Here is a 22,040-nt window from a genome sequence, read left to right as displayed (position 1 = left end):
CTCGTCCCGGTAGCCGGTGCGCAGCAGGGAGGAGAGGGTGATCGCGGCGTCCCGCAGCCAGGTGTAGCGGTAGTCCCAGTTCCGCTCGCCGCCGATGTCCTCGGGCAGTGAGGTGGTGGGGGCCGCGACGATGCCGCCGGTGGGGGCGTAGGTGAGGCCCTTGAGGGTGATCAGCGAGCGGACCACGGCCTCCCGGTAGGGGCCCTGGTAGGTGCACTGGCCGACCCACTCGTGCCAGAACCGTACGGTGCGCTCCAGTTCGGCGTGGGCGTCGACGGCGGGCGGGGCGGGGCGGTGGGACTGGTCGTGGGTGAGGACGAAGGCGATGCGTTCGCCGGCCCGGACGGTGACCTCGGCGGTGAGGGTGCCGTGCGCGTCGCTGTGGTGGGGGCCGTCGAGCCAGAGTGCGTCGGGTCCGGCGACAGCGGCCAGGCGGTGGGCGGTGCCGGAATGGTGGGCGCTGTCGGGCTGTTCGACGCGGTGCACCCGGGGGGCGAAGCGGCCGTAGCCGAACCGTGGCCGCAGGGTGGAGCGCACCGTCACCGTCCCGGCGAGGCCTTCGACGACGCGGACGATGCGCGGCACGGGGTCGGCGTCGGTGCTCTCGGCGGTGGGCATGGCGTCGGTGATGCGGACGGTGCCGCCGGGGGTGTCCCACTCCTGTTCCAGGATCAGGGAGTCGCCGGCGTAACGGCGGCGGTCGGCCGGGCGCGGGGACGCTTCGGCGGGGCCGATGTGCCAGGAGCCGTGGTCGTTGGTGCCGAGCAGGGCGGCGAAGGCTGCGGGCGAGTCGAATCGGGGCAGGCAGAGCCAGTCGATCGCCCCGTTTCGGTGGACGAGGGCGGCGGTCAGCATGTTGCCGATCAGCGCGCGGTCCTCGATCAGGTCGCGCGGCTCGGTCGGGGCGGCGGTCATGGGGGGGTTTCCTTACGTGGGTGGGAGGGTGACGGGCCGGGGTCAGGCGGTCGCGAGGTGCGGCAGGCGCCGGTCCGGGCTTTCCCGGGCGGGAGCGGGCGGTGGTGTGGGCCGTCGTGCGGGTGCGGTGCGGGGGGTGTCGGCGTTGAGGAGGACCTCGGCGACGAGGCCGCGCAGTATCGGTGACAGGCCGTCCGGCAGGGCGACGGATTCCAGGGCGCCGGTGCGGCTCCAGGGGTTGGTGGTCGGTTGCTCGCGGTCGCGGGCCAGGGCCCGGCGCAGGCCCGGGTCGAGGGCTGCCAGGGTGCGCAGCACGGTGGCGGGTGCGGCGAGCTGGGCGTGGGCCTGGCGGCGGCGGGTGGCGGGGAGTTCGACGGGGCCGGTGAGGAGGAGCAGTTCGGGGGCGCGGGCGGCGAGGGCCTGTTCCAGGACGGCGAGGGTGGTCCAGGGGTCCCGGTCGGGGGCCAACAGCATCAGCGCGTCGATGCTGGCGCCGGGCAGCGGCTCGGTGGTGGCGACGAGAGTGTGGCCGTCGCCGGCCAGCAGGTCGTGGACCCGGTCGCGTTCGCGCTGCGGCTGGGTCGGGGTGAGGGTCAGGATTCGGCGTGGTCCGCGTCGGCCGAGCGGGTCGGGCAGGGTGTGGGCCCGCGCGGCCAGGCGGTGGGCGGTGGCGTCGTTGGGGCACAGGACGGCGAGCCTGCGCGTGCCGGGGCGGCCGGTGGCGGCCACCGCCGTGCGGGCGGCGTCCTCCAGGCGCCGTGTGCCGTCGGTGGGCCGCGGCGGTGTGGTGAGTGCGATCTCCAGCCGGTAGGGGCGCGGGGCGGGAGTGCCGAGCGCGTGGGCGCGGCCGTGGCGGGGGCCGGGGCGTGCGGTCCACAGCCGTCCGGAGCCGTCGACGAGCGCGGTGGTGGTGGTCTGCAGGATCCGGCGTCGGGCGGGCACGGCCGCGTCCGACAGCAGGGCGGCTGCGGCAGGTCCGCCGGCTTCCAGGGCCAGGACGTCCTCGGCCAGCAGCAGGTGCCAGGGCGACAGGTGGACGGCCCGGTGGACGGCGGTGAGCACGGCCGCGCCCGCGACGGTGGTGACGGCCAGCAGCGGACCGGGCCCCCGGAGGTGGCGGGTCAGGGCGCCCGGGTCGCACACCGGCGGGCAGCCGACCGGGGCCCGGCCGGCGGAGATCCGTTCGCCCGGGGCGTGGATGCCGATCACGCTCGCGCCCGGCGTGCTGCGGGCCCGCCAGTGGACGAGGGCGCCGGCCAGGTCCCCGCCCTGCAGGACCACGACCGCCCTGGGCGCCGCGGCGACGACCTGCTCGGCGTGCCGGGCGAGGGCGGTACGCCGGCCCGTCATCAACTCCCGCTGCCCACTGGCGCCGCCGTGGTGACGGCGGGGGTCGGGGACCGGGGGTACCCGGGCGGCGGACCGGCGAACGCGGCGGCCGGAGGCGAGAGCGGCGACAGCGCCTTCGAGGGTGGTGTGCCAGCGTCGCTGCAGGTCCGCGAGCGCGGCGGCGGCCTCGTCCGGGCGAACCCCGGCTGCCCCGGCGGCCTCGGCGGGGGTGCGGTCGGCGGCGATCAGCCGCAGCAGACGCCTCTGGAGCGGGGTTATCCCGCCCTCACCGGCCGGGGAGGCCGGACACGGCCGGGCGCGGTCGGCCGGGTCGGCGAAGTGGTGGGCGAGGAGGCCGTACGTCGTGCGCACCCCGTACCGGTGGCGCAGCGCGCCTATGAAGTGGTTGACCTCGTCGGTGTGCACGCCGTGGCGGGCGGCGATCGCCGCCGGGGTGAACCCGGCGGCGAGCAGGTCCAGCACCGTCTGCTCGGCGTCGTCCGGCGCAGCGGTGGCCGACGGGTTGTCGGGTGCGGTCACCGTGCCACCTCCGGCAGGGCGGTGGAGCGGGCGCGCATCCACTGGGCCGCGGTGCGTAGGTGTGCGGGGGCGTCCTGGGGGCGGCCTGCGCGGTGGCGGACCGAGTCGATGAGGGCGATCGCCTCCTGCGCCGTTGTTCCGGTGCGGTAGCGGGCGCCGGTTGCGTCCGCTTCGACGACGAGCGGGCCGGCGGGGGTGGTGAGGTGGGTCAGCGCGGGACCGCCGGTCGAGGCGACGGCCGGGACGAGGGCCACTGTCACCCAGTTGTGCCTGGTCAGGTCGGCGAGGTGGTCGAACTGGCCGGCTGCGGTGACCGGGCCGCCGGTGGCCCGGTCGAGGACCTGCTCGTCGAGGAGTACCAGGGCGCGCACCGGCGGTGCCGTCGTCGCGAGGCGCGCGAACACGGTCCCGTCCCCGCGCGTGGTCCGGCCGCGGGTGAGGGTCCGCTGGTAGGCGGGGGTCCGCATGCCCACGGGCACGATGGCGCCGCACGCCGTCCGCCAGCCGGTGGCCTGCGACAGGACGCTCTCCAGCCGGCCGGCCCAGCCGGGCTGGTCGTCGACGGTGTTCTCGCCCCAGGTCTGGCGGATGAGGGCGTCCAGGACCGGCAGGTCGTCGTCGGCGCCGAGTGCGCGCAGCAGTCGGCTCAGCCGCGGACGCGGCGGGGCCGGCGCCCGGCCCGCCTCGACGGCGGTGAGCTGCTGCACGGCGATCTTCGCCGCGTCGGCGGCCGCCTGCGGGGTGACGTTGGCCGCCTCGCGCAGCGCGGCCAGGCGCAGGCCGGCGACGACCGGCCCGCTCGGCACCCGCATCGCAGCTTCCTTCGTGTCGCCCGGGCCGGGGCCGGCGGTCACGACGCCCGTCCCGTGGTCAGGGTGCGGAGGGCCGCGTCGAGGTGTTCGCACTGTTCGGTGTCCAGGTACGGGCCGCCGTCGATCCACGGCCACCGCGACCCGGCCGGGTGCTGGGCGGCACGCCCGGCGAGGGCGGGGTCCAGCGCGGCGCACGCCCGGAGAAGCGCCTCGGCGCGGTCGGCGCCGGGGCCGAGGGCAGGACGGGAGGTGACGGGTACCAGGACGGCGAGCGTGCGCGTGCCGTCGTGCCGGTCGCGGGCCTCGAGCGCCCACTCGACGGCCTCGAGTGTCGCGTCCTCGTCGTGCGGGGCGAGGACCAGCAGCGCGTCCGCGCCCGGGGCCCGCAGTGGTCCGCACGTCGCCAGTACCAGGAGTTCCTCGTGGCCCTCGGCGAAGTGCAGCAGCGCCTGGGTCCGGTCCTTGGTGGGCAGGCCGGGGGTGATTGCGCCGGTCCACGAGGACGCCGGGCGCCGCCACGCGGGCAGGGCGGCGCCCACCAGGCCCGCCGCGTCGGCTACCCGCTGACACGTCGACGGCGAGTGGCAGACCACCTGCACCCGTCGCAGCCCGTGCCGGCGCGCCGTCTCGAGGACCACGGCGGCCACGTCTTCCGTCGTCGCGACCGCCGTCCAGGGGACGGCCAGCAGCCGGTGGCCGCGCATCCGGCCCAGCCTGGCGGCGAGCGCCGCGGTGCGTCGGGCCACCACCGGGCCGGCGTCCCGGGGAAGCCGGTGCGGGGGAAGGGAGGTGAGGGTGAGGCGGGCGGCGGCGGGCAGGTCCGGTACCTGGTCGGACCGCGTACCGGGGTGCCTGGGCGGGCCGGCAGGGGTGTGGGTGTCGACGGTGACGATCAGGTCCCAGGGGGTGAGGGGCTCGGCGGCGGGGGTGCGGTGAGGGTGGGTCAGCTGGCCGAGGGATTCGGGCGTGGCCACAACGGTGGCCGGCTGGCGGGTGCCGGCCAGGTCGAGCAGGCCGCGCCGGGTCCAGGCCAGGGCCCTCGGCCCGTCGTCGTACTCGTCGGGCGTGTCGCGGGGCCGTGGCCGCAGCCCCACCACGGTTCCCTCGTGCTCGGGGGCGCGGGACCAGGCGTCCATCGCGCTGTCCCACGCCGGGCCGTCCGCGGCGATCACCAGGACCCGTGAGCTGTGGCCGGCACGGGCGTGGGCGACCGCGGCGGCCACGAGGTGCTGCTCGGGCGGCGGGATCTGCGCGGACGCCTCCGGTGTGCGGGCCAGGGCGGCGACGACGGCAGCGACCGCAGGGGCCAGCGGCTCGGGGACGACCGGGGCGGGCAGCGGGAGTCCGGGTCGGGCGTCGCCCGGCCGCACCAGGCCCCTGCTTGCGGCGAGTGCGGTCGCCTCGTGGTCGGTGCTCACGTGCAGCAGCCGCCGTAGGCGTGCGGCGCGTTGGCGCACGGTGGCCAGGGAGAGGGCCAGTTCGGCGGCGATGTCGGCATGGGAGTGGCGGGCGAGCAGCCGCAGCAGGGCCCGGTCGGCGGGGTCGAGATCCCACGGGTCCTCCGCCGTGCGCGGCAGGCTGCTGGCGGGGACCAGGCCGGCCGCCGCGTACTGGGCGGCGAGCTGGGGGCGCAGGAGAGTACCGGCGCGCTCCATCAGGGCGGTGATCTCGCGCTGGACGGTGGCGCGCGGGAGCCTCTCGGACCTGGTGATGCTCTGGACGGTGCCGGGGCCGCACAGCCGGCCGGCCCAGGTGAGGGCGTGGCGGCTGAGCGGGAGGACAGCGGCGAGCAGCGCCGCCGGGGTGGCGGCGGTGGGCGTGGTGTCTGCCGGAGCGTGGTTCACGGGTGTGGTCCTGTGGGTGGGGTGGTGGGCGGGTTGCCCGGTGACGGCGGCGAAGCCGTGGTCGTCCGGCCGGCCGGGGCGGGTGTGTGCGGTGGCGGGGCTCATCGCCGTGGCCCGGGCGGGGTGCGCCCGCGCATTGCCGGCCCGGTGGGCGGGCCGGGGGCCTGCACGGGTACGGTCGCCCGGCGCTTCACGGTCTTCTGGCCCTGCAGCCGGGTGCTCAGCCGCAGGCACGTGGGCGACAGGACATCGGGGTCCGCGGTGGCGTTCGCGTGGTCGGCGGTGGTCCGCATTTCCTCGGCGAGAGTGGTGTCCGCCCACGCGCACACCGTCCGGGCGCGCTGCTCGTCGACGCCTCCCGGGAGTGCCGGTTCCAGGCCTGGCCAGCCGTCGCCGCGGGAGCGGGCGGCGCGCAGGTCCTTCTTCAGGTCCGGGTCGAGGGCGGCGAGGGCGCCGGCGAGCGTGGACAGGGCCGGTCGGCGGCCGTCCTCGCTGCTGTCGGCGCCGACCAGGAGCAGCGGGCGTTGTCCGGCGGTGCCCGAGGCGGTGAGTGCGGCCTCGACGGCGGCGGCCGTGCGGGCGGCACTCCGGTCGCCGGTGGTGTGGACGAGGGCGTCCGCGTCCAGGCCGACGGGGACCGGACCGCTGACCACCAGGATCCGGAGCCGCTGCGGGCTGTGCCGGAAGCGCTGCAGGGCCTCGTCGCGCGGGATGCCGTGGTCGTGGGGCAGGACCTCGGCGAGCACGCCGTCGTCGCCGCGGACCCTGGCGGCGGTGGTGATCGCGTCGGCGACGTGGGCGGCGTCCTGGCCGGTGGAGGCGTCCACCAGTACGCGCACTAGGCGGTGGGTGTCCGCGAGCGTGAGGACGAGGCCGCCGAGGCCTGCGAGCTGCGGGCTGGGTGCCGCGGCGGCGGCCAGGCGCCAGCGGCGCGTCCGCCCCGCGTCGGCGGCCTGGCGCGGGCTCAGGGACGCGGTGATGGGGCCGGCGGTGTAGAGGTCGCAGCCCTCGTGGCGGGTGCGGTCGGCCGCGGTCAGGCGCGGGGTGGAGGTCAGGCGCAGCGCGGCGCGCGCCGGCGGGCACCACCGGTGGCGCCCGACGCGTTCCCCGATCTCCGGCAGGTGGGCGTCGAACGCGATCGCCAGATCGTAGGGGCCGGTGCGGTCGTCGGTCCTGCCCAGCATCGCGAGGCCGTCGGGGCTGGTGATGACGGTGGCGGGCAGACTCTGCCCCACCAGGCGGCGCAGGTCCCGGGGGCTGGTGGCCACCGGCACCTGGGGCGGGGTCGGCGGGGTGCTTCGCTTCGTGGCCTCTCCCGGGGCCAGCAGCACGGCGACGTGCCCGGCGTCGCGGCGCGCCTGGGCGAGCACCGTCACGTCGTCGGCCCAGTGCTCGCCGTGCGGGGCGACGGCCAGGAGCCGGGCGCCGGTGCCGCCCTCGTGGAGGGTGACGGCGCGAGCGAGTTCGGCCTGCCAGGCGCGCGGTGCCACGAGCAGGGCCCGCCCGGTGCGTACCAGCGCGCGCTGGGCGGGTTCGACGAGCGGCGCCAGGACCGCGGGCAGGGCCGGCGCTGTTGCGGGGTGCTCGCGGCCGGGGTGCACGTCGGCGCGGCGTACGGCACCTGCCAGGCAGGCCAGCGCGATCAGCTGGTGGACGCCGTCCAGACCGGTCTCCTCCAGGAGCTCCTGCTGGTGGACGGCCACCGCGGACGGGTTGAGGCCGAGCTCGCGCGCGATGTCGTCGGGGTTCAGGGCCGCGCTCAGCCGCAACAGCAGGAGATCCTGGCCGCCGAGGTCCTCGAGAGCGTGCGGGTCGGGTGCGCCGAGGTCCTCCAGGGCCAGGTCTCCCGCCAGGGCGTGGACGGCGATCAGCTGGGTGCGGGAGCCGGCCCCCGCCGCCTCGCACAGCCGGGCCTCGGCGGCGGTCACCGCCGTGACGTCGCACCCGTGTCGCGCGGCGATCTCCTCGACACTCAGCGGGCCCGCCAGATGCCGCACCCAGGACCAGGGCCCGGGACCGGCGAACGAAGCCGGCGGACGCCCGGCACGATCGGCCGGGGTGCTCATCGCGCACCGTCCCGGTCCCGCGAGGCCAGGAGTGGGCGGACGGGCAGCCGGGCCGGCTCCGCGAGCGGAGACCGGCCGGGGCGGACGCCGGCCGTGGACGGCGAGCCGGGCGTCGGGCGGTGGAGGCCACGGTGTCGCGAACCGGCGGCGGGCAGGTGGCCGCGGGCGGCCCGCGCCTGCTCGACGTGCTGCGACCGGCGTGAGCCGGTGCGGGCCCGCAAGCCGGCGCAGCGGCGGGGGCCGCGGACGGCGGCCGGAAGCGGTGACCGGGCGGTTGAACTGGTGGCGGTGGTGGGCATCCGGGTCCTCTGCTGGGGTGTGTTCTCGGTGCGGACGGTTCAGGTGGCGTCGCCGGTGCGGGGCAGGCCCGGGCCCGGTGCCCGGTCGGCGCCGACCAGCCGCACCCGGGTGCCGTCGAGGTCCTGGCCGCTCACGCTCACCAGCCACCCGCCGGCCTCGGCGAGGCGCGTGACCACCGGGCCCCCGGGCCTGCTGCGGCACCCGGTCGCCTCCACCGGGGTGCCGTCGACGACCGGGGTGCTGCGGGCGAACAGGCCGCTGTCCTGTACGGCGGCTGCGGTGCCCGCGGTCGCGGCCGGCGGCGGGAGGGTGGGCCAGTGCACCCGGACGGAGCGGCCGTCGGGGTAGCGGGTCTCGGTCCCGGCGTAGTGGGAGGCGCCGTCGACGAGCGCGGTCAGGGCGGTGATCCGTCGCGGGGCCGCGGGGCCGTCCAGCAGGGCGACCGGCAGTCCGGTCGCGGCCCTCACCGTCGCGACCCGGTCCGTCAGGGACAGGGCGGGGGTGCCCAGGCCGAAGCCTGGATCCAGGACCCGGCGGGTGCCGTCCGTCCCGACGGGATCGAGCCAGTCCCGCGCCTGTCGGCGGCTGTTCTCCTCCAGGGCGTCGAGGTAGTCGGGGTCGCGCGACAGAACGTCGTACGGGTCGCGGGGGAAGGACGGGGAGGGCACGGGGCTCCGTTCACGGCAGCAGGTCGGGAAGGGACACACGGGGCAAGGTGGTCATCCGGGCGGCGCGCGGTCGAGCGCGCGCAGCGCCGCCCGTGCGCCGGCCAGCCGCTCCAGGACACCCGTGCGGTCGGTGGCTTGGCGCAGCCACCGGCCGAGGACTGCCCGGGCCCGCCGTTCGGAGGGGGTGCCGGTGAGCAGGTAGACGACGCGGTCGGGCTGTTCCACCACCGTCAGATCCGGTCCTCGGTCGGCGAATCGCAGGTGCGTGACGCAGGCGGTGCGGTGGGGGTTGGTCGTCGGAGCGAGCGACACCGCGACTGTTCCCGCACGGGCTGCGCGGATCAGGTGGCCGAACTGGTCGGCGACGACGTGGGGCCGGCCGTGGGACTGGTGGAGGGCCGACTCGTCGAGAACGACCACCGACTCCGCCCCCACCGGTTCGGCGGTCGTCGGCTCGTAGCGGCTTCCGGCCGCGGTCGCGCCCAGCAGCCGCGCGTAGTCGGGGGTGCGCAGCCCGCCGGGTACGAGCGTGCCGGCGGAGCGCACCCGCACTGCCCGGGCGGCGAGAGCTTCCAGGCGGTCCTGGCGTCCCGCCCGGGTGTCGACGACACGCTCGCAGGACGGTCCGTCGGCGCGGTGGTGGAGCTCGGCGAGGGCGAGGAGTGCCTGCCGGTCCGGATCGCCGTCGGGCAGGGCGAGCCGGTCGGCTGTCTGCCGGGCGTGCGGGAGTGTCAGAGCTGTGGTGTCGAGGCCGGGGACCCACAGGGCTGCGAGGCGGGCGGCGGTGTTCACGCGGCGCCCCCGGTGTCGAGTCGTGGCGCGGGGATCCGGGCGGCGGAGCGGGCCGGTGGCCAGGTCGACAGCGGGCGCCCGGACGGGGAGAGGAGGCCTCGGCGGGGCCACGCGGCAGCGAGCGCACGGGCGGCGGCGTGCATCTCCTCGTCCCAGGTGGTGTCCGCCCACGCGCACACCGCCCGGGCGCGCTGCTCGCCGGCACCGGCGGGCAGCGGCAGCGCGAACTCCAGGCCGGCGTGACCGGTGTGCCGGTCGCGGGCGCCGGCCAGGTCCTTGGCCAGGTGCGGGTCGAGGGCGGACAGCGCGCCGGTGAGTTCGGCCAGCGCGCTCCAGTCCTCGTCCGCCCGGTCCGCGGAGACGACCAGCAGCGGGCCCTCGCCGGGGCGACCGGGGGTGAGCGCGGCCTCGACGACGGCGGCGGTGCGCCCGGTCGGGGCACCTGCGGCGGTATGGACCAGGGCGTCCGCGCCCAGCCCCGGCGGCAGTGTCCTGTCGGTGACCAGTACCATCGGCGCCCGGTCGTCGGCGAACCACCGGGTGAGGACCGGTTCGCGGTCCCGGGTGGGCAGGACCTCGGCGGCCAGGCCGACCCTGGCGAAGGCGAGAGCCAGCAGGCGGACGTCACACGGGCCGCTGTGCACGAGGACGCGCCGCAGGCCGTCGCCACGGACCAGGTCCGCGACGAGCTGGGCCGGGGCCGCGTGCCGGCTGGAGCGGCCGGAGACCGTGGCCGCGAGCCGGTAGCCGCGCACCAGCCCCAGCTCCGCGGCCTGCCGCAGCGGCACGGCCGCCGTCAGCTCGCCGGTGACGGCCCGCTCGCAACCGCCGCGCCCGGCGCGGTCCGCGCTGGTGAAGCGGGGCGTGGACGTCAGACGCAGCACGCCGCCGACGGGAGGGCACCCCTCGGGGCGGCCGATCAGGCCGTCGACGCCGGGCAGGTGCGCGTCGAAGGCGATGGCAAGGTCGAGCGGCGGCCAGTGGCCTTCCTGCTGGAGGCGGTCGAGGACGCGAAGGCCCGCGGGGGTGGTGACGAGAACCGCGGGCAGGGTGGAGCCTGCCGTGGCGCGGACACTCAGTGGGCTGGCGGCCGCCGCGACACCGGCCGGCAGTGGTGGCAGCCGGGCGGCCTCGCCCTTGCCCAGCACGGCGAGGACCTGGCCCGTTTCACGGTGCGCGGCGGCGAGGACCTCCAGGTCGTGCTGCCAGTACTCGCCCGGCTCGGTGAGGACCAGGACGCGGCGCAGTCCGCCGGCGCGGGCGGCGACGACGGCGGCCAGGTGCGGCTGTTCGCTGCGCGTCACCGTCACCAGTGCCCGCCCCGAGGAGGTGAGCCGGCGCAGCGCGAGGGCGACCGGGAGGCGGAGGTGCTCGGCCACCGGCACAGGGGCGGGCCCGAACCGTCCGGGCATGTCGGCACGGCGTACGACGCCGGCCAGGCAGCCCAGCCCGACGGCCTGGTGCGCGCTCACCACTCCCAGGATCCCTAGGAGGACATCGCGGCGCTGACGCACCGTCGCCGCGCCGGCGCCGATCTCCGCGCCGGCCACCCGGTCGTCCGCGCCGCCGGCGGTCAGGCGCAGCAGCCGCTTCTCGGCGGGCAGTCCGTGGAAGGCCTCGAGGTCGTGGGCGCCGAGGTGGCGGGCGGTGAGGTGTCCGGCCCAGGCGTAGTCGGCGACCAGCTCGGTGCGGTCGCGCGCGCCCGTGACCTGCTGCAGATGCGCCATGCCGGTCCTCATCCGCGCCAGGGACCAGTCCAGCGCCTGGGCGATCTCCTCGACCCCGGACGGTCCGGCGAGCAGCCGGGCCAGCGCGAGGGACCCGGCGTCGGCGGGCACCGCCGGGCGCCCGACTCCCGCGGCCGCGCTCACCGGACACCCCCGGCAGCGCACGCCACCGCGCCGACGCTGCTCGGCTGCGCCAGCACGACCCGCGGCGCCGGCCCCTGCGGCCGGCCCGGCGTGACCAGCACCAGCGTGCGCGACCGCGCCCCCCACAGATCGACCACCCGCGCGCTCGCCCCGGCGGTACGCAGCTGCCGGGCCGTCCGCGTGCAGCCGTCGACCCGCACGAACACCTCGGGGCCAGGCGTGGTCGGCTCGCCGGGAAAGACACTCCGGGCGGCCGCGTGCGGATCGACCCGGCCCGCCAGCAGCCACAGCACGGTCCCGTCCTCGTACGTGCTGCGCACCGCGGGCACCGTGCTGTCGGCGGTGACGAGCTCGACGCGGGGTTCGTACCCGCCGTCGAGCAGCGGTACCCGCACGGCCGGGCCCGGGGAGACGGTCCGGTCCGCCCCGGGCGAGGCGTGGGCGTGCAGGAGTCGCACCGCCGGGGGGTCCGGCACCCCGCGCACGGTCACCGTCTGGCCGTCGACACGTGCCGTCCAGCCCTTCACCGGTCCGCCGGGTACCGCCCGGCAGCCCGTGGCCGGGTACGCGGTCCCGTCGACGACCAGCGCGCCGGCGGCGAACAGGCCGGCCCCGTCGGCCGCCCGCCTTTCCTCGGCCCGGTCCCCGGCCGGTACCGGGCACGGCGCGTGGGCGCGGACGGAGAGGGTGACGCCGTCGGGGTAGTGGGCGGTGGTGGCGGTGTAGCGGCGGTCGCCGTCGACCGGCTCGGCCGTGGCGTCTATCCGCAGCGGCGCCTCGACGTCGGCGCCGTCGAGGACGGCGACCGCCAGCCCCGTGGCACCAGCGACGGCGCGGGCCCGCTCGTCGAGCGGAACCGACGGGCCGGGGTCGAGCAACGGGGCGTCGGGGCCGGGGGCCGGGCACGCACCGGGCGCGCGGCCGGGCGCCGCCGAAACGACGGCCGGTTCCGAGCCAGGACCGGTACCGGGGTCGTGGGTCGGGGGCCGCTGGGGTGAGCGGGGGCGGGACACGAGCTGCTCCTGGATCAACGAGGGCGGGTGCGGGGCGCTGTGGACGCGGTGGGTCAGGTCGGTGGCGGGCCGGCCGGGTTGGTGAGGCGTTCCAGGTGCCGGGTCAGCCGCCCGACGTCGGAGGCGGACGCGGCCGCGGTGTAGGCCTGGTGGGAGGCGGAGAACAGCCGGCGTGCGACGGCGGGGCGGCCGGCGGCTTCGGCGGCGAGGGCCCGCCACTCCCGCAGGCGCGCGCTCCACAGGGCGTGCCCCAGCGCCTCGGCGGCGTCCTGGGAAGCGCCCAGGACGCGCCAGGCCAGCAGGGGGTGCCCGGCCGCGGTGAGGAGGTGCCCGGTCCACGCGAGCGCCCGCATTGCCTCCAGCGGCTCACCGGCCAGCGCCGCCCGGGCCCGGCGCAGCATCGCCAGCCCGGACCGCACTTCACCGAGGTCGGCCACTGCGCCGGCGAGCACGATCTCGGTCAGCGCCACGCCGCGTGCGTAGCCGAGTTCGCGACGCAGCCGCAGGGCCTCCTCGAGCGGGCCGCGGGCCTGGGCGGCGCGGCCGGCGTCGTGCAGGGTGGCGCCGATGTCGTGCAGGTGCTGCGCCCGGGGGAGGGCCACCCCGTCTGAGGGGTCGGTGTCGGCGCTGGCGAGTGCCTGGTGCAGCAGTTCGAGGGCCTCGTCGTGCAGGCCGACGGCGCGCAGGCCGATCGCCAGCGAGTTGAGGGTCTGGCGCAGGGCGGCCGGTGGGGCGTCGGTGTCCTCGCGTACCGCGTCGAGCGCCAGTTGGTAGAGCCAGAGCCACAGCGGGTAGTCGCGGTGGCGCAGGATCAGCGGCCACAGGGCGAGCGCGGCCCGCCACACCAGGGCGTGGTGCCCGGTGCGGGCGGTCGCCGCGACGAGCGGGCGCACCAGAGGGTCCTGGGCCTCCAGCCACGTCCTGGCGGCGTCCGGCCCCGGGAAGGCCGTGCCGTCGTGGCCGGGTTGCGGTGGCAGGAGGGGGCGTCGGGCGCTGGCGAGGGCGCCGGCGGCCTCGGCGGCGGCCACCCACCAGCGCACGGCGCCCAGCACGGTGGCGGCCGAGGCGTCGGGGCCGTCGGTGCTGGCCGCCAGCCGGGCGGCGTGGTCGTGGCCCGGGCCGGGGAGCCGGTAGCGGGGGCCGTCGGGACCCTCGTCCGTGACGGTGACGAGGTGGCGGCGCCTCAGGGCGGTCAGGTGCGCTGTGGCCGCGGCCGGGGAGGTGGCGGTCGCTGCGGCGAGCAGGGCGGCGTCCACCGGCACGGCGGGCAGGGCCCCGAGTGCGCGGTAGGCGGCGGCGCGGGTGTCGTCGAGGCGCCCGTAGGCCTGGTCGAGAGCGCGGGTCACGGTGGCCTCGACGGGGTGGCTGCGGCGGTCGGGAACGGGGCCGGCCAGGGTGTCGGCGAGGTGGGCGGGGGTGAGGTCCGGGTCGATCTGGAGCTGGGCGGCTGCGAGTCCGATCGCGAGCGGCAGGCCGGCGCACGCCGCAACCAGCCGATCCAGACCTGTCCGATCGCCGTTGTCCAGGGGGCGGTAGGCGAGCGCGGTGAGGAGTTCGGCCGCGTCGTGCACCGGCAGGGGGCCGAGGTCGAGGTGGACGGCGCCGTGGGGCACCAGGCGGTCGAGGTGGGCCGGTGCGGTCACCACCGTCCTGCAGTCGGCGGCGGGCAGGAGGTCGGCCACCAGGTCTTCGTCGCTCGCCCCGGCCAGCAGAACGGCGGGGCGGCGGGCCGCGCTCAGGGTTCGCCACAGGCCCTGGGCCTCGACGAGCCCACCGGGCACTAGGGGCGCACCGAGGGCGCGCAGAAAGCCGCCGAGGACATTCAGCGCCACGGGCCGACGGCCGGGGGCCGGCCGGAGGTCGGCGGCCAGGTAGCCGCCCGGCTCGTCCTGTGCTCGCAGCACCCGCGCCGCCAGGGCGGTGCGGCCGATTCCGTCCGGGCCGACCAGTACCGCGATGCGGCCCGCGTCCAGGGTCGCGGCCACCCTCGCCTGCTCGGTGGTCCGGTCGACGAACACGGTTGCGGGGCGCGGCAGTTGCGCGGGGCGTTGCCACCGCTGGGCGGGGCCGGGGTGGATGTGGACGCCGCCGTGGATGCTGCGGGCCTGCACCACCGGCCCGCCCACGTTCCCGCCGGTGATCGTGTTCGTGCTCGTGTTCACCGCGCCGCCTGCGTCGGGGTCGCCATGCGGCGTGTGTCGGCGGCGTCACGGGCTTCGGCGTCCAGGTCGACGGGTGTGCAGTCCCACAGCGTGCGCAGCCAACGCGTCGCCGTGATCCACCCCAGGCCCGGATCGTCGTAGCTCAGCACGCCCTGCCCGACCTCCACCGGTCGGCCGTCGCGTTCGGAGAACACGGGGCCGGCGACGTGCGACAGCTCGCTGTCGCCCACGCGGACCGACACCCAGCCCCGCCGGCGCCCCTCCGGGCACGCGCCGCGCGAGCGCAGCGCGCACGGCAGGCAGATCGGCGGATGCTCGACCCGCGCGCCCTCCGGCCACCCGAGGGGTGCCGCATCGGGGCGGGGCATCAGCCACAAGGTCCCCGCCGCGGTGCGGTCCGGGTCGCCCCCGCAGCCCTGGCACAACTCCCCTGCCATGAAGCGGTACTGGCGGGCCGGGTGGACCAGCTTGAGGCGGGCGGTGCCCCAGCCGGGAGCCTGGAGGCGGCGCTGGATCAACACGCCCATCGCGTCGCGGTCCGCCCCTCTCTCGTCCGCGTAGCCGACACCGAGGACCCGAGCGGGCCGGAACGCGCTCGCACCGGAGTGCTGGAGGACGATCTCGCCGGTGCGGGACTCCCCGGACCAGAGGGTCACGGCCGGCACCCCGCGCAGCATCGTGTTCACCGGCGGACCCCGCTCTCCAGGAGCACCACGGCGAAGCCGTCGGGCGTCGCCGCGCCGCCCGGCGGGCCCGGGGTCCGCCAGGTGGAGGCCAGGGCGGCGACCTCGGCGCCGGTACGCGGATGCCACACCAGCCCGGCCCCGGCATGGACCGCGGCAACCGCCGCCCGCCGCTCCTCGTCCCGGTCCGGGGCACGGTGCGTGACGACCAGGACACTGTCGGCGGGCAACTCCTCGCCCAGCACTTGGAGCAGCCCGTAGGCCTGCCGGTCGGTCAGCTCGTGCAGGACGTCCGACAGGACGACGGCCACCGGCCGCCGCCAGTCCAGGCCCGCGAGCGGGGAGCGCAGCGCCGCCAGGAGCGGGCCCGGTTCGGTGAGGTCGCCCTGAAGGTGCCGCGCGCGCCCGGGCTCCGGTGTGTGGAGCAGGGCGCGGGCGTGGGCCATCACCATCGGGTCCCGGTCCGTGTAGAGGAACCGCGCGCCCGGGGCGGCCGGCAGGACGGCAGTGTGCAGCGGGCGCAGCTCGGGCGGTGCCCCCAGGTGGTCGCCGGTGGTCAGGCCGCATCCGAGGTCGGCGAACTGGGCCGTCCCGTCGGCGGCGAGGCGGGCCACGTGCTCCAGGACGAGCCTGCGGGCCGCGACGGCATGCGTGCCCCACGCGGGGTCCGCTTGGCGCAGGCTGTCCGCGGCGAGCCGGTCGGGCGCGAAGTGGTCCTTGCCGCCCAGGAGTTCGCCGGCCACTCGCGCGGACGTGGGTGCATCGGTCCGTACCTCGGGTCGGGCGTGGTCCTCGGACCAGCGTGCGCGCCACCAGGGTGCGAGCACGTGCGGTTCGGCGTCGGCCACCGGCTGCGCGAGGCGGACGGCGGGGCGCGGGCGCGAGGCGGCCGGGCGGCCGGCCGGGCGGTCGGCGAGGCCCCCGCGCGGGGAGGCGGGTCCGGTCACGCGGCACGCTCGCCGGTGTCCGTGCGGCGGTTCGGCGGCGCGACGACGTGTCCGTCGGGCAGCAGCATTCCGGTGTCGTCGAACTGCACGGCGCCGTTGCACAGCAGAGCCCAGCCCTGTCCCGGGTGGCTGGCCACCGGGACGGCCGCCTGGACGTCGCTCGCGTCGGAGTCCGGGCAGGGGGGACGGTGGCCGCAGCTCATGACGCCTCCCCCGTCGGCGCGGTGGAGTGCTCGTGGGTGGGGCGGGTCAGGCGCACCTGCGGGATGCCGGGCGTTGCGGCGGGGGTGAGGGCGGCGACCAGCAGGCTCTGCCAGCGCACGGCGCGCACCGTCGAGCCGTCGGTGCGGCGCTCCTGGGCGAACAGCAGGCGCCCGTCGACGCGCAGGTACCCGGACATCGCCGTGCCCTCGGGCAGCAACTGTGCGGCCAGGTCCGCCGGGTCCGTTTCTGCGGTGTCGGGTCGCACGCAGACGGAGGATCCGTCCGGGTAGGCCGTGGCGCACTGCGTGCCGTCCTCCTCCCGGACCTGCCCGGCGGTGCCGGGGTGACCGGCCAGGATCGGGACCGGCAGCGCCGGACCGGGCTCACCGGCCGGCTGTGCCGCGGCGTGCGAGGTGTCGGCAGCGCGGGTCGTGGTGTGGATGGGGGGCACCGGACCTCCGTGAGGGGTGGGGTGGGGCGGGGCGGACAGGACCGGGACGGGTGGCGCGCCGGATGCGGAGCGAGCGGCGGCTCTGGTGTGCGGGCGCTGGAAGCGGTGCCCTCGGGGTGCGGGGACCGGTGGCCGGACGTGGGCCGCCGCTCCCGCACCGATGCCCGCGACGAGGACGAACGCGGCGAGGAGCAGGGCCTGCCAGACCTCGGTGCGGACCGCCGCCCTGAGGACCGCCGCCAGGCCGGCGGCCACAAGGGACAGCAGGACCAGGCCGAGCAGGGCGTTGCGGGCGGCGGGCGGCCGCTGGGCCGGTGACGTGCGCGGTGTTGTCATGCCGCCCCCCTTGACAACCCGGCCCCGGTGGCGGCGGGGCGTACGAGGCGCAGGTGCGGGGCGGTGCCCTCGCCGGGCCGGTCCGGGACCACGGCCAGCAGCAGCCAGCCGTGCGCCTGGAGGGTGAAGGCCCGCCACCCGCCCGCCGCCGCCACGACGGCGGGGTGGAGCCTGCTCTCCAGGAAGACTCGTGCCTCGCCGGTCCGCGCCCCGGGAAGCACGGTCGCGAGCAGGTCCTGCTCCGGCCTGCCGCGCCCCGGCACGGTCGGGCTGGCGCGGGTGAAACTGCCTGCGGTGTAGGAGCAGGTGACGGCGAGGACGCCGCTGTTGGCGGTGGCACGGACGCCGGCCAGCGGGGAGGTGGCCGACACCAGTAGCGCCGCCGCGACGCCGGTGCGGTCGGCCACCGCGCCCGGGTCCTGCGGCGTCGCGTGCAGCGGTTCGCCGTGGTCCCGGGTCGGACCGAGGTCGACGGGCGTCACGGACCGGCGGGTCACCGTGGGAAGCGGGGCGTACGGTGCGCCGGTGCGCGGTCGGCCCCGCCGGGGAGGGGCGGTCGCGGTTCGGGGGGAGGTCATCGGAGTCCTCGCGGGTCGCAGGGCAAGGTGATGGGTGGTCGGCAGGTCAGTGGGAGGTTCTGCGGCGGACCTCGGCGGCGAGGTCGGACAGCGCGAAGTCCATGGCGGCGAGGTCGGCCTCGCCGTCGCCCGCGAGCGCGACCAGTGAGCCGTCGGCGAGCGGCTGTGCCAGCAGCGTCACGGCGTCGAACTCGCCGCAGAAGCGGTTGAGGCCCGGGCGCGGGGAGCCTGAGGCGCCGATCGCGGCGCCGCAGCCCCTGATCGCCGCGGTGGCGGCGGTGAGCGCGGCGGCCGCCGCCTCCGCGGTGTCCCGGTGCAGGTCGCCGGCCGAACGCAGCAGCAGGCCGTCCGCGCTCACGTGCAGGGCCGCGAACACGCCGGCGGCGGCGAGGGCGGCGGTCAGCGCCTCCGGGCGGACCGGTGCGAGAGAGCCGGCGCCGTGGGGACGGGTGGACACAGGGGCGGGCGAGGCGGGTGTCGACAGGGGCATCGGGGCGGCCTTTCGGGTCGGTGGGGTCACTGGAAGGGGGTGGGGGCGGCGCCAGCCCGTGGGGGGACAAGGAGGGCCGGTGGCAGCAGGAGGGCGGCGGTGGTCCGTCGGGGGACGCTGGTGAGGGACACGCGCAGGTCCAGGTGCCGGACGGCCGCCGCCACCAGGCGCATACCGAGGCCGGGCCACGGCGCCCGGGCCGGTGCGCACCCGCCCTGCGCCAGCACCCGCCGTGCGGCCGCGAGAGTCTCCCCCGGCAGGCCGGGGCCGTTGTCGGTGACAACCAGCCATACGGCGCCGCTCACCGCATCGGTCGAGCACTCCAGGACGACCTCCGCCTGCTGCCCGCCGTGCCGCACCGCGTTGTCCAGGAGTTCCGCCGCCGCGCCGACCAGGGGCTCGACGGCTGAGGGCACCAGGGTGAGGCCCGGCGCGTCAGCGACCCGCACGCGCTCGTAGTGCGCGACCCGGCTCTGCGCGGCCCGGGCCACCTCGTGCAGGCCCGCGGGCCGAGCTCGTGCAGGCCAGGGCCCGCCGGACAGGACGGACAGCCGCACGCCCAGGTGGGCGGCCAGCACGTTGGCGTGGTCGGCCCGGTAGAGGTGGGAAAGCGGCACCTCGGCGACGACCGACTGCTGGGCCGCGAGCAGGTCCTGGCCCTGGCGGGCGAGCTGGTCGAGAATCGGCTGCACGGCCGCCGCCGTCTCCCCGGCGGCCAGCTGCCGGACCCGGCCGGTGGAGACGAGGACCAGATCGGCGGCCCGCACCACGGCCGGAGGCGCTCCGTCCAGGCGCGCCGGGAGACCCGTCTCGGCGCAGCGAAGCAGGTGAGGGAGCCAGGCGTCGACGAAGTCGGCCACTGCGGCGTCCTGCGTCCGGGTCCGGTCGGCGGCTTGGGCGGCCTCGGCTCGGCCCCGGTGACGGCCTGCCCGCGCGAAGACCGCCATCACGACCCCCCGCCCACGGCCGCGCGGACGCCGGCACACCGTCGAACGCCGGCTGCACCGGCGCGGGGGCGACAGCGCCCTCCATGGGCATCCGCGTGCCCACACGGCGATCGCGTGCACGGTTGCGCGGCCAGGAGCGCTCTGGACAGGCTCGAACTGCTCATCGTCGGCGCTCCGGGATAGCCGTCCACAGGAAGGGCTGGGCCGGAAAGGCCGTCAAATCGGCGCCGCACGCCGTGTGGTTCGAGGACCGGACGGGGTGCGGACTTGGGGAATGAGGGCTCCGCAAGGCCAGGGCAGGCCATATCGTCATGACAGTGAGCGAACCGTCTGTCACGCCCGGTGTGAATGCCTGGGGCGGGGTGGATGCCGCTAACGCCGCTAAAGATCGTTTCGAGCACAGGGAGCACACGGTGGCGCCGGTCCGCAACACACGCCTGGAAGCCGTGGTCCGGGAACTGGGCTGGTCCCAGGACCGACTCGCGGCCCAGGTGCGCCGGACTGCGGTCGAAGCCGGGGCCGGCGAACTGCTGTCGGTGACGCGGTCCCACGTCTCGCAGTGGCTCCGCGGATCGCGGCCGAGCGGCCGGGCGCCCGCTATCTTGTGCGAGGCGCTGTCCCGCGGACTGGGACGTCCGGTCACCCCGGCCGAGATCGGCCTCGCCGGTCACGGCCAGGACGCGACCGGCTGGGACAGCGACCCCGTGTCCGCACTCGCGAACCTCAGGGATGACATGTTCGGTCGCCGACCGCTCCTCTTCTCCGCCCTCGCCGCCACCGTTCCGGGCCCGGCCTGGTGGGGTGATCGCCGCGACCGGGCCCGCAACCGGGCGCCCGTCGCGGTGCTCACGGTCTCCGAGACGCACGTGGAGGCCCTGCACGATGCCGCGGCCTTCTACTCCCGCCAGGACCAGAGACTGGGCGGACAGGCCGGCCGCACCTCCCTGCGGGCCTACCTGGGCACCGACGTCGCCGCCTGCCTCGCCGGGCGTCCGACGAGCGAGCGGGTGCGCACCGACCTGCTCGCCGCGGCCGGCCAACTCGCCTACCTCGACGGTTGGATGAACTTCGACGGCGGCGACCAGGGCGGCGCCCAGCAGGGCTTCGGCCTGGCGCTGACGCTGGCCGCCGAGGCGGACGACCCCGCGCTCGCCGGACACATCCTGCGCGCCCAGGCCCACCAGGCACTCGACCTCGGCCACCCCGCAATCGCCCTGCGGTTCGCCGATGCCTCCGTCGACAGCCCCCGCTACGCGGCCGCGAGCCCCCGCGAACGGGCGCTGCTCGGAGTCGTCCACGCCCGCGCCCTCGCAGCCGCCGGGCGAAAGCCGGACGCGATGGCGGCACTGCACCGCGCCGAGCGGGACCTCGCCGCCGCCGACCGCGACAAGGACCGGGAGCCGGAGCGCGTCGCCTTCTTCGCCGAAGCCAGCCTGGCGCACGAGACTGCCCTGACCCTGCGGGCCCTGGGCGACCTGCAAGGGGCCGAGGAGGAGATGAGGCGCAGCGTGCGGACCCGGCAGAGGGCCTCGGCCCGTACGCACGCCGTGACCCTCGGGTACCTCGGGGCCGTCCAGGCCCAGCGCGGCCACATCGAGGAGGCGTGCGCGACCTGGCACACCGCGCTCGACGCGATGGCGGGCATCCGGTCCGGTCGGACCCGTGACGTCGTGCGGCAGATGCGCAGCGCGCTGTCCCCGGTCCGTGGGCGGGGCGGCAGCTCGGCGGCCGAGCTGGACACCCGCGCCCGCGACGCCCTTCGGGCCGTAGGCTGACCGCGCCGCAACGAGCTCCCGACCGGCCGGGCGCCGGGCGGCATCGGGGTCCTGCGGACCGGGGAGGAGAAGCGCATGATCGTGATCGAGCCTGTCGCCGTGGTGGTCGGAGGCCACCTCGAGCCGGCCGACGACTACCAGGGCGGCATCCGGTCCGTGATCCGCCTCAACCCGAGCTACCCGCTCGACGCCGTGCAGGGTCTCGAGGAGTTCAGCCACCTGACCGTCACCTGGCACTTCCACCTCACCTCGCCGGACGACGTGGAGCTCCGCGCCCGCAGCCCGCGCGGCAACCCGCGCTGGCCGGCGACCGGGACGTTCGCGCACAGGAACCACCGGCGTCCGAACCGGCTCGCCGTCTCCTACCCCCGGCTGCTGCAGGTCGACGGCCTCGACCTGCACGTCACCGACCTCGACGCCGTCGACGGCACACCGGTCATCGACATCGCGCCGTACTTCCGGGAGATGGGCCCCCGCGGGGAGGTCACCGAACCCGCTTGGCCCGGCGAGATGCTGACCGACTACTGGACGGACGCCGACAGCAGGCCCCGGTAGACCGGGCGCCCCCGGCCCGCCTCCGGTGCCGCACCTGCCGGGCGGCCGCGCCTGCGGCGACTGCGGCGTCGCTGCAGCGGCTCGCGCCCGTGGAACACGCCTGCTCACCGGGCACCGGCCTTGCAGGTCGCGCGCGGCGTCGTGCCCCGGACGTCGCCCGGCACAGGGAACCTGTCCGTGTCGTCGACCGGCACCCCGAGCGTCTGCGCGATCTGGGTGGCCAACTGCACGAGGTGGACTTCGGGGAGCCGGCCGCCGGCCACGGCCAGCGCGAGCGCGGGGCGCAGTTGCTGCTGCTGCTCGACACTCGCGGCCAGGGCGATCGCCAGCGCCGCGTCGCAGCCGTCCTGCCCGACCAGGTCGACCAGGGGCCAGCCGTGCGCATCGACGATCGCCGCCAGTGCGGCGACGGCGCAGCGGACCTCGGCGAGGTAGGTCTCCGCCGCCGCGTAGGCGCCGCGCCGCAGGAGCATGCTGTGGCTGTCCCAGACACACTGGGCGAGCCGGAGCAGCTGCCCCTGCAGCACGGTGTCGAGGGTGGCCTCGCCCCACCCGCCCGCCGCGGCCGGTTCGACCGCGCTGTGGCGCGGGGTGGCAGGTACCGGCACGATTCCCGCGCCGGGCGGCGTGCGCACGCACAGCTCGGCCGACACTCGCGGTTGGCGGTTGGGAAGGGTGTCCCGCAGCCGCTGGATCAGTGCCGGACCGGAGCGGCGATGCCGCGACCGTGCGGTCGAGGTTGCGCTGGTCATCAAGTCCCCA

The 22,040-nt window shown here is 77.3% G+C and carries 20 protein-coding genes; 2 read left to right on the top strand and 18 right to left on the bottom strand.

From position 1 onward, the window contains the following. From PUR61_RS02015 to PUR61_RS01935, 17 genes are all read right to left on the bottom strand, one after another. Window positions 1-915, bottom strand: a 915-nt coding sequence (locus PUR61_RS02015; protein WP_329874955.1) for a glycoside hydrolase family 15 protein, incomplete at its 3' end; no start/stop codon positions are given. A 42-nt stretch (window positions 916-957) separates the two neighbouring features. Continuing rightward, entirely contained in the window at window positions 958-2,784 is a 1,827-nt protein-coding gene (locus PUR61_RS02010) for a hypothetical protein (RefSeq protein ID WP_329874953.1), read from the bottom strand. Continuing rightward, window positions 2,781-3,596: a Scr1 family TA system antitoxin-like transcriptional regulator gene (locus PUR61_RS02005; RefSeq protein WP_329874951.1), complete on the bottom strand. Its 816-nt coding sequence runs from the start codon at window positions 3,594-3,596 to the stop codon at window positions 2,781-2,783. The genes PUR61_RS02010 and PUR61_RS02005 overlap by 4 nt, the downstream gene beginning before the upstream one ends. A 38-nt stretch (window positions 3,597-3,634) precedes the next feature. Further along, window positions 3,635-5,545, bottom strand: coding sequence for a hypothetical protein (locus PUR61_RS02000; RefSeq protein WP_329874949.1), 1,911 nt, complete (start codon window positions 5,543-5,545; stop codon window positions 3,635-3,637). Beyond that, a complete protein-coding gene (locus PUR61_RS01995) occupies window positions 5,542-7,437 on the bottom strand; it encodes a hypothetical protein (RefSeq protein WP_329874947.1) in 1,896 nt (631 codons plus the stop codon). Before PUR61_RS01995 ends, PUR61_RS02000 begins: the two co-directional genes overlap by 4 nt. 407 nt (window positions 7,438-7,844) lie before the next feature. After that, window positions 7,845-8,474 (bottom strand): hypothetical protein, encoded by a 630-nt coding sequence (locus tag PUR61_RS01990; RefSeq protein WP_329874945.1) that lies wholly within the window; start codon window positions 8,472-8,474, stop codon window positions 7,845-7,847. A 51-nt stretch (window positions 8,475-8,525) separates the two neighbouring features. Further along, window positions 8,526-9,266 carry a Scr1 family TA system antitoxin-like transcriptional regulator gene (locus PUR61_RS01985; RefSeq protein ID WP_329874943.1) on the bottom strand — a complete coding sequence of 247 codons (741 nt, stop codon included), beginning with the start codon at window positions 9,264-9,266 and terminating at the stop codon, window positions 8,526-8,528. Further along, window positions 9,263-11,137, bottom strand: coding sequence for a hypothetical protein (locus PUR61_RS01980; protein WP_329874941.1), 1,875 nt, complete (start codon window positions 11,135-11,137; stop codon window positions 9,263-9,265). Before PUR61_RS01980 ends, PUR61_RS01985 begins: the two co-directional genes overlap by 4 nt. Beyond that, the gene (locus tag PUR61_RS01975; RefSeq protein ID WP_329874939.1) at window positions 11,134-12,015 is read right to left on the bottom strand and encodes a hypothetical protein; all 882 of its coding nucleotides are present in this window, start codon (window positions 12,013-12,015) and stop codon (window positions 11,134-11,136) included. Before PUR61_RS01975 ends, PUR61_RS01980 begins: the two co-directional genes overlap by 4 nt. A 188-nt stretch (window positions 12,016-12,203) precedes the next feature. Further along, complete coding sequence (locus PUR61_RS01970; RefSeq protein WP_329874937.1) at window positions 12,204-14,312, bottom strand: tetratricopeptide repeat protein; 2,109 nt, start codon at window positions 14,310-14,312, stop codon at window positions 12,204-12,206. Next, complete coding sequence (locus tag PUR61_RS01965) at window positions 14,309-14,998, bottom strand: hypothetical protein (RefSeq protein ID WP_329874935.1); 690 nt, start codon at window positions 14,996-14,998, stop codon at window positions 14,309-14,311. The genes PUR61_RS01970 and PUR61_RS01965 overlap by 4 nt, the downstream gene beginning before the upstream one ends. Next, window positions 14,995-15,942, bottom strand: a complete 948-nt coding sequence (locus tag PUR61_RS01960) for an SAM-dependent methyltransferase (protein WP_329874933.1) — start codon at window positions 15,940-15,942, stop codon at window positions 14,995-14,997. The genes PUR61_RS01965 and PUR61_RS01960 overlap by 4 nt, the downstream gene beginning before the upstream one ends. After that, window positions 15,939-16,145: a DUF5999 family protein gene (locus PUR61_RS01955; RefSeq protein WP_329874931.1), complete on the bottom strand. Its 207-nt coding sequence runs from the start codon at window positions 16,143-16,145 to the stop codon at window positions 15,939-15,941. Before PUR61_RS01955 ends, PUR61_RS01960 begins: the two co-directional genes overlap by 4 nt. Continuing rightward, window positions 16,142-16,933: a hypothetical protein gene (locus tag PUR61_RS01950; protein WP_329874929.1), complete on the bottom strand. Its 792-nt coding sequence runs from the start codon at window positions 16,931-16,933 to the stop codon at window positions 16,142-16,144. Before PUR61_RS01950 ends, PUR61_RS01955 begins: the two co-directional genes overlap by 4 nt. Further along, on the bottom strand, window positions 16,930-17,415 hold the full coding sequence (locus tag PUR61_RS01945) for a hypothetical protein (protein WP_329874928.1): 486 nt from the start codon (window positions 17,413-17,415) through the stop codon (window positions 16,930-16,932). The genes PUR61_RS01950 and PUR61_RS01945 overlap by 4 nt, the downstream gene beginning before the upstream one ends. A 142-nt stretch (window positions 17,416-17,557) precedes the next feature. After that, window positions 17,558-17,968: a hypothetical protein gene (locus tag PUR61_RS01940; RefSeq protein WP_329874927.1), complete on the bottom strand. Its 411-nt coding sequence runs from the start codon at window positions 17,966-17,968 to the stop codon at window positions 17,558-17,560. A gap of 59 nt (window positions 17,969-18,027) precedes the next feature. Then, window positions 18,028-18,948, bottom strand: coding sequence for an ATP-binding protein (locus PUR61_RS01935; protein ID WP_329874925.1), 921 nt, complete (start codon window positions 18,946-18,948; stop codon window positions 18,028-18,030). 413 nt (window positions 18,949-19,361) lie between these two features. On the opposite strand from PUR61_RS01935, the gene PUR61_RS01930 reads away from it, so the two are divergent. Both PUR61_RS01930 and PUR61_RS01925 read left to right on the top strand, forming a co-directional pair. Then, entirely contained in the window at window positions 19,362-20,723 is a 1,362-nt protein-coding gene (locus PUR61_RS01930) for a Tat pathway signal protein (RefSeq protein ID WP_329874923.1), read from the top strand. A gap of 75 nt (window positions 20,724-20,798) precedes the next feature. Continuing rightward, window positions 20,799-21,278 (top strand): SAM-dependent methyltransferase, encoded by a 480-nt coding sequence (locus PUR61_RS01925; RefSeq protein WP_329874922.1) that lies wholly within the window; start codon window positions 20,799-20,801, stop codon window positions 21,276-21,278. Between the two features lie 104 nt (window positions 21,279-21,382). On the opposite strand, the gene PUR61_RS01920 is transcribed toward PUR61_RS01925, so the two are convergent. Then, window positions 21,383-22,030 carry a hypothetical protein gene (locus tag PUR61_RS01920; RefSeq protein WP_329874921.1) on the bottom strand — a complete coding sequence of 216 codons (648 nt, stop codon included), beginning with the start codon at window positions 22,028-22,030 and terminating at the stop codon, window positions 21,383-21,385. Window positions 22,031-22,040: the final 10 nt, after the last annotated feature.

This window comes from Streptomyces sp. BE20, from assembly GCF_036322525.1.
Lineage (GTDB): Bacteria > Actinomycetota > Actinomycetes > Streptomycetales > Streptomycetaceae > Kitasatospora.
The sequence above is the reverse complement of the archived record's forward strand: the minus strand, read 5'-3'. Positions and strand labels throughout refer to the sequence as shown.

Excerpts from the sequence above, each read along its gene's own strand:
- PUR61_RS01950 (WP_329874929.1), bottom strand. The coding sequence starts at position 16,933 with ATGACAACACCGCGCACGTCACCGGCCCAGCGGCCGCCCGCCGCCCGC.
- PUR61_RS01920 (WP_329874921.1), bottom strand. The coding sequence starts at position 22,030 with ATGACCAGCGCAACCTCGACCGCACGGTCGCGGCATCGCCGCTCCGGT.
- PUR61_RS01955 (WP_329874931.1), bottom strand. The coding sequence starts at position 16,145 with ATGAGCTGCGGCCACCGTCCCCCCTGCCCGGACTCCGACGCGAGCGAC.
- PUR61_RS02000 (WP_329874949.1), bottom strand. The coding sequence starts at position 5,545 with ATGAGCCCCGCCACCGCACACACCCGCCCCGGCCGGCCGGACGACCAC.
- PUR61_RS01935 (WP_329874925.1), bottom strand. The coding sequence starts at position 18,948 with ATGGCGGTCTTCGCGCGGGCAGGCCGTCACCGGGGCCGAGCCGAGGCC.
- PUR61_RS02005 (WP_329874951.1), bottom strand. The coding sequence starts at position 3,596 with ATGCGGGTGCCGAGCGGGCCGGTCGTCGCCGGCCTGCGCCTGGCCGCG.
- PUR61_RS01925 (WP_329874922.1), top strand. The coding sequence starts at position 20,799 with ATGATCGTGATCGAGCCTGTCGCCGTGGTGGTCGGAGGCCACCTCGAG.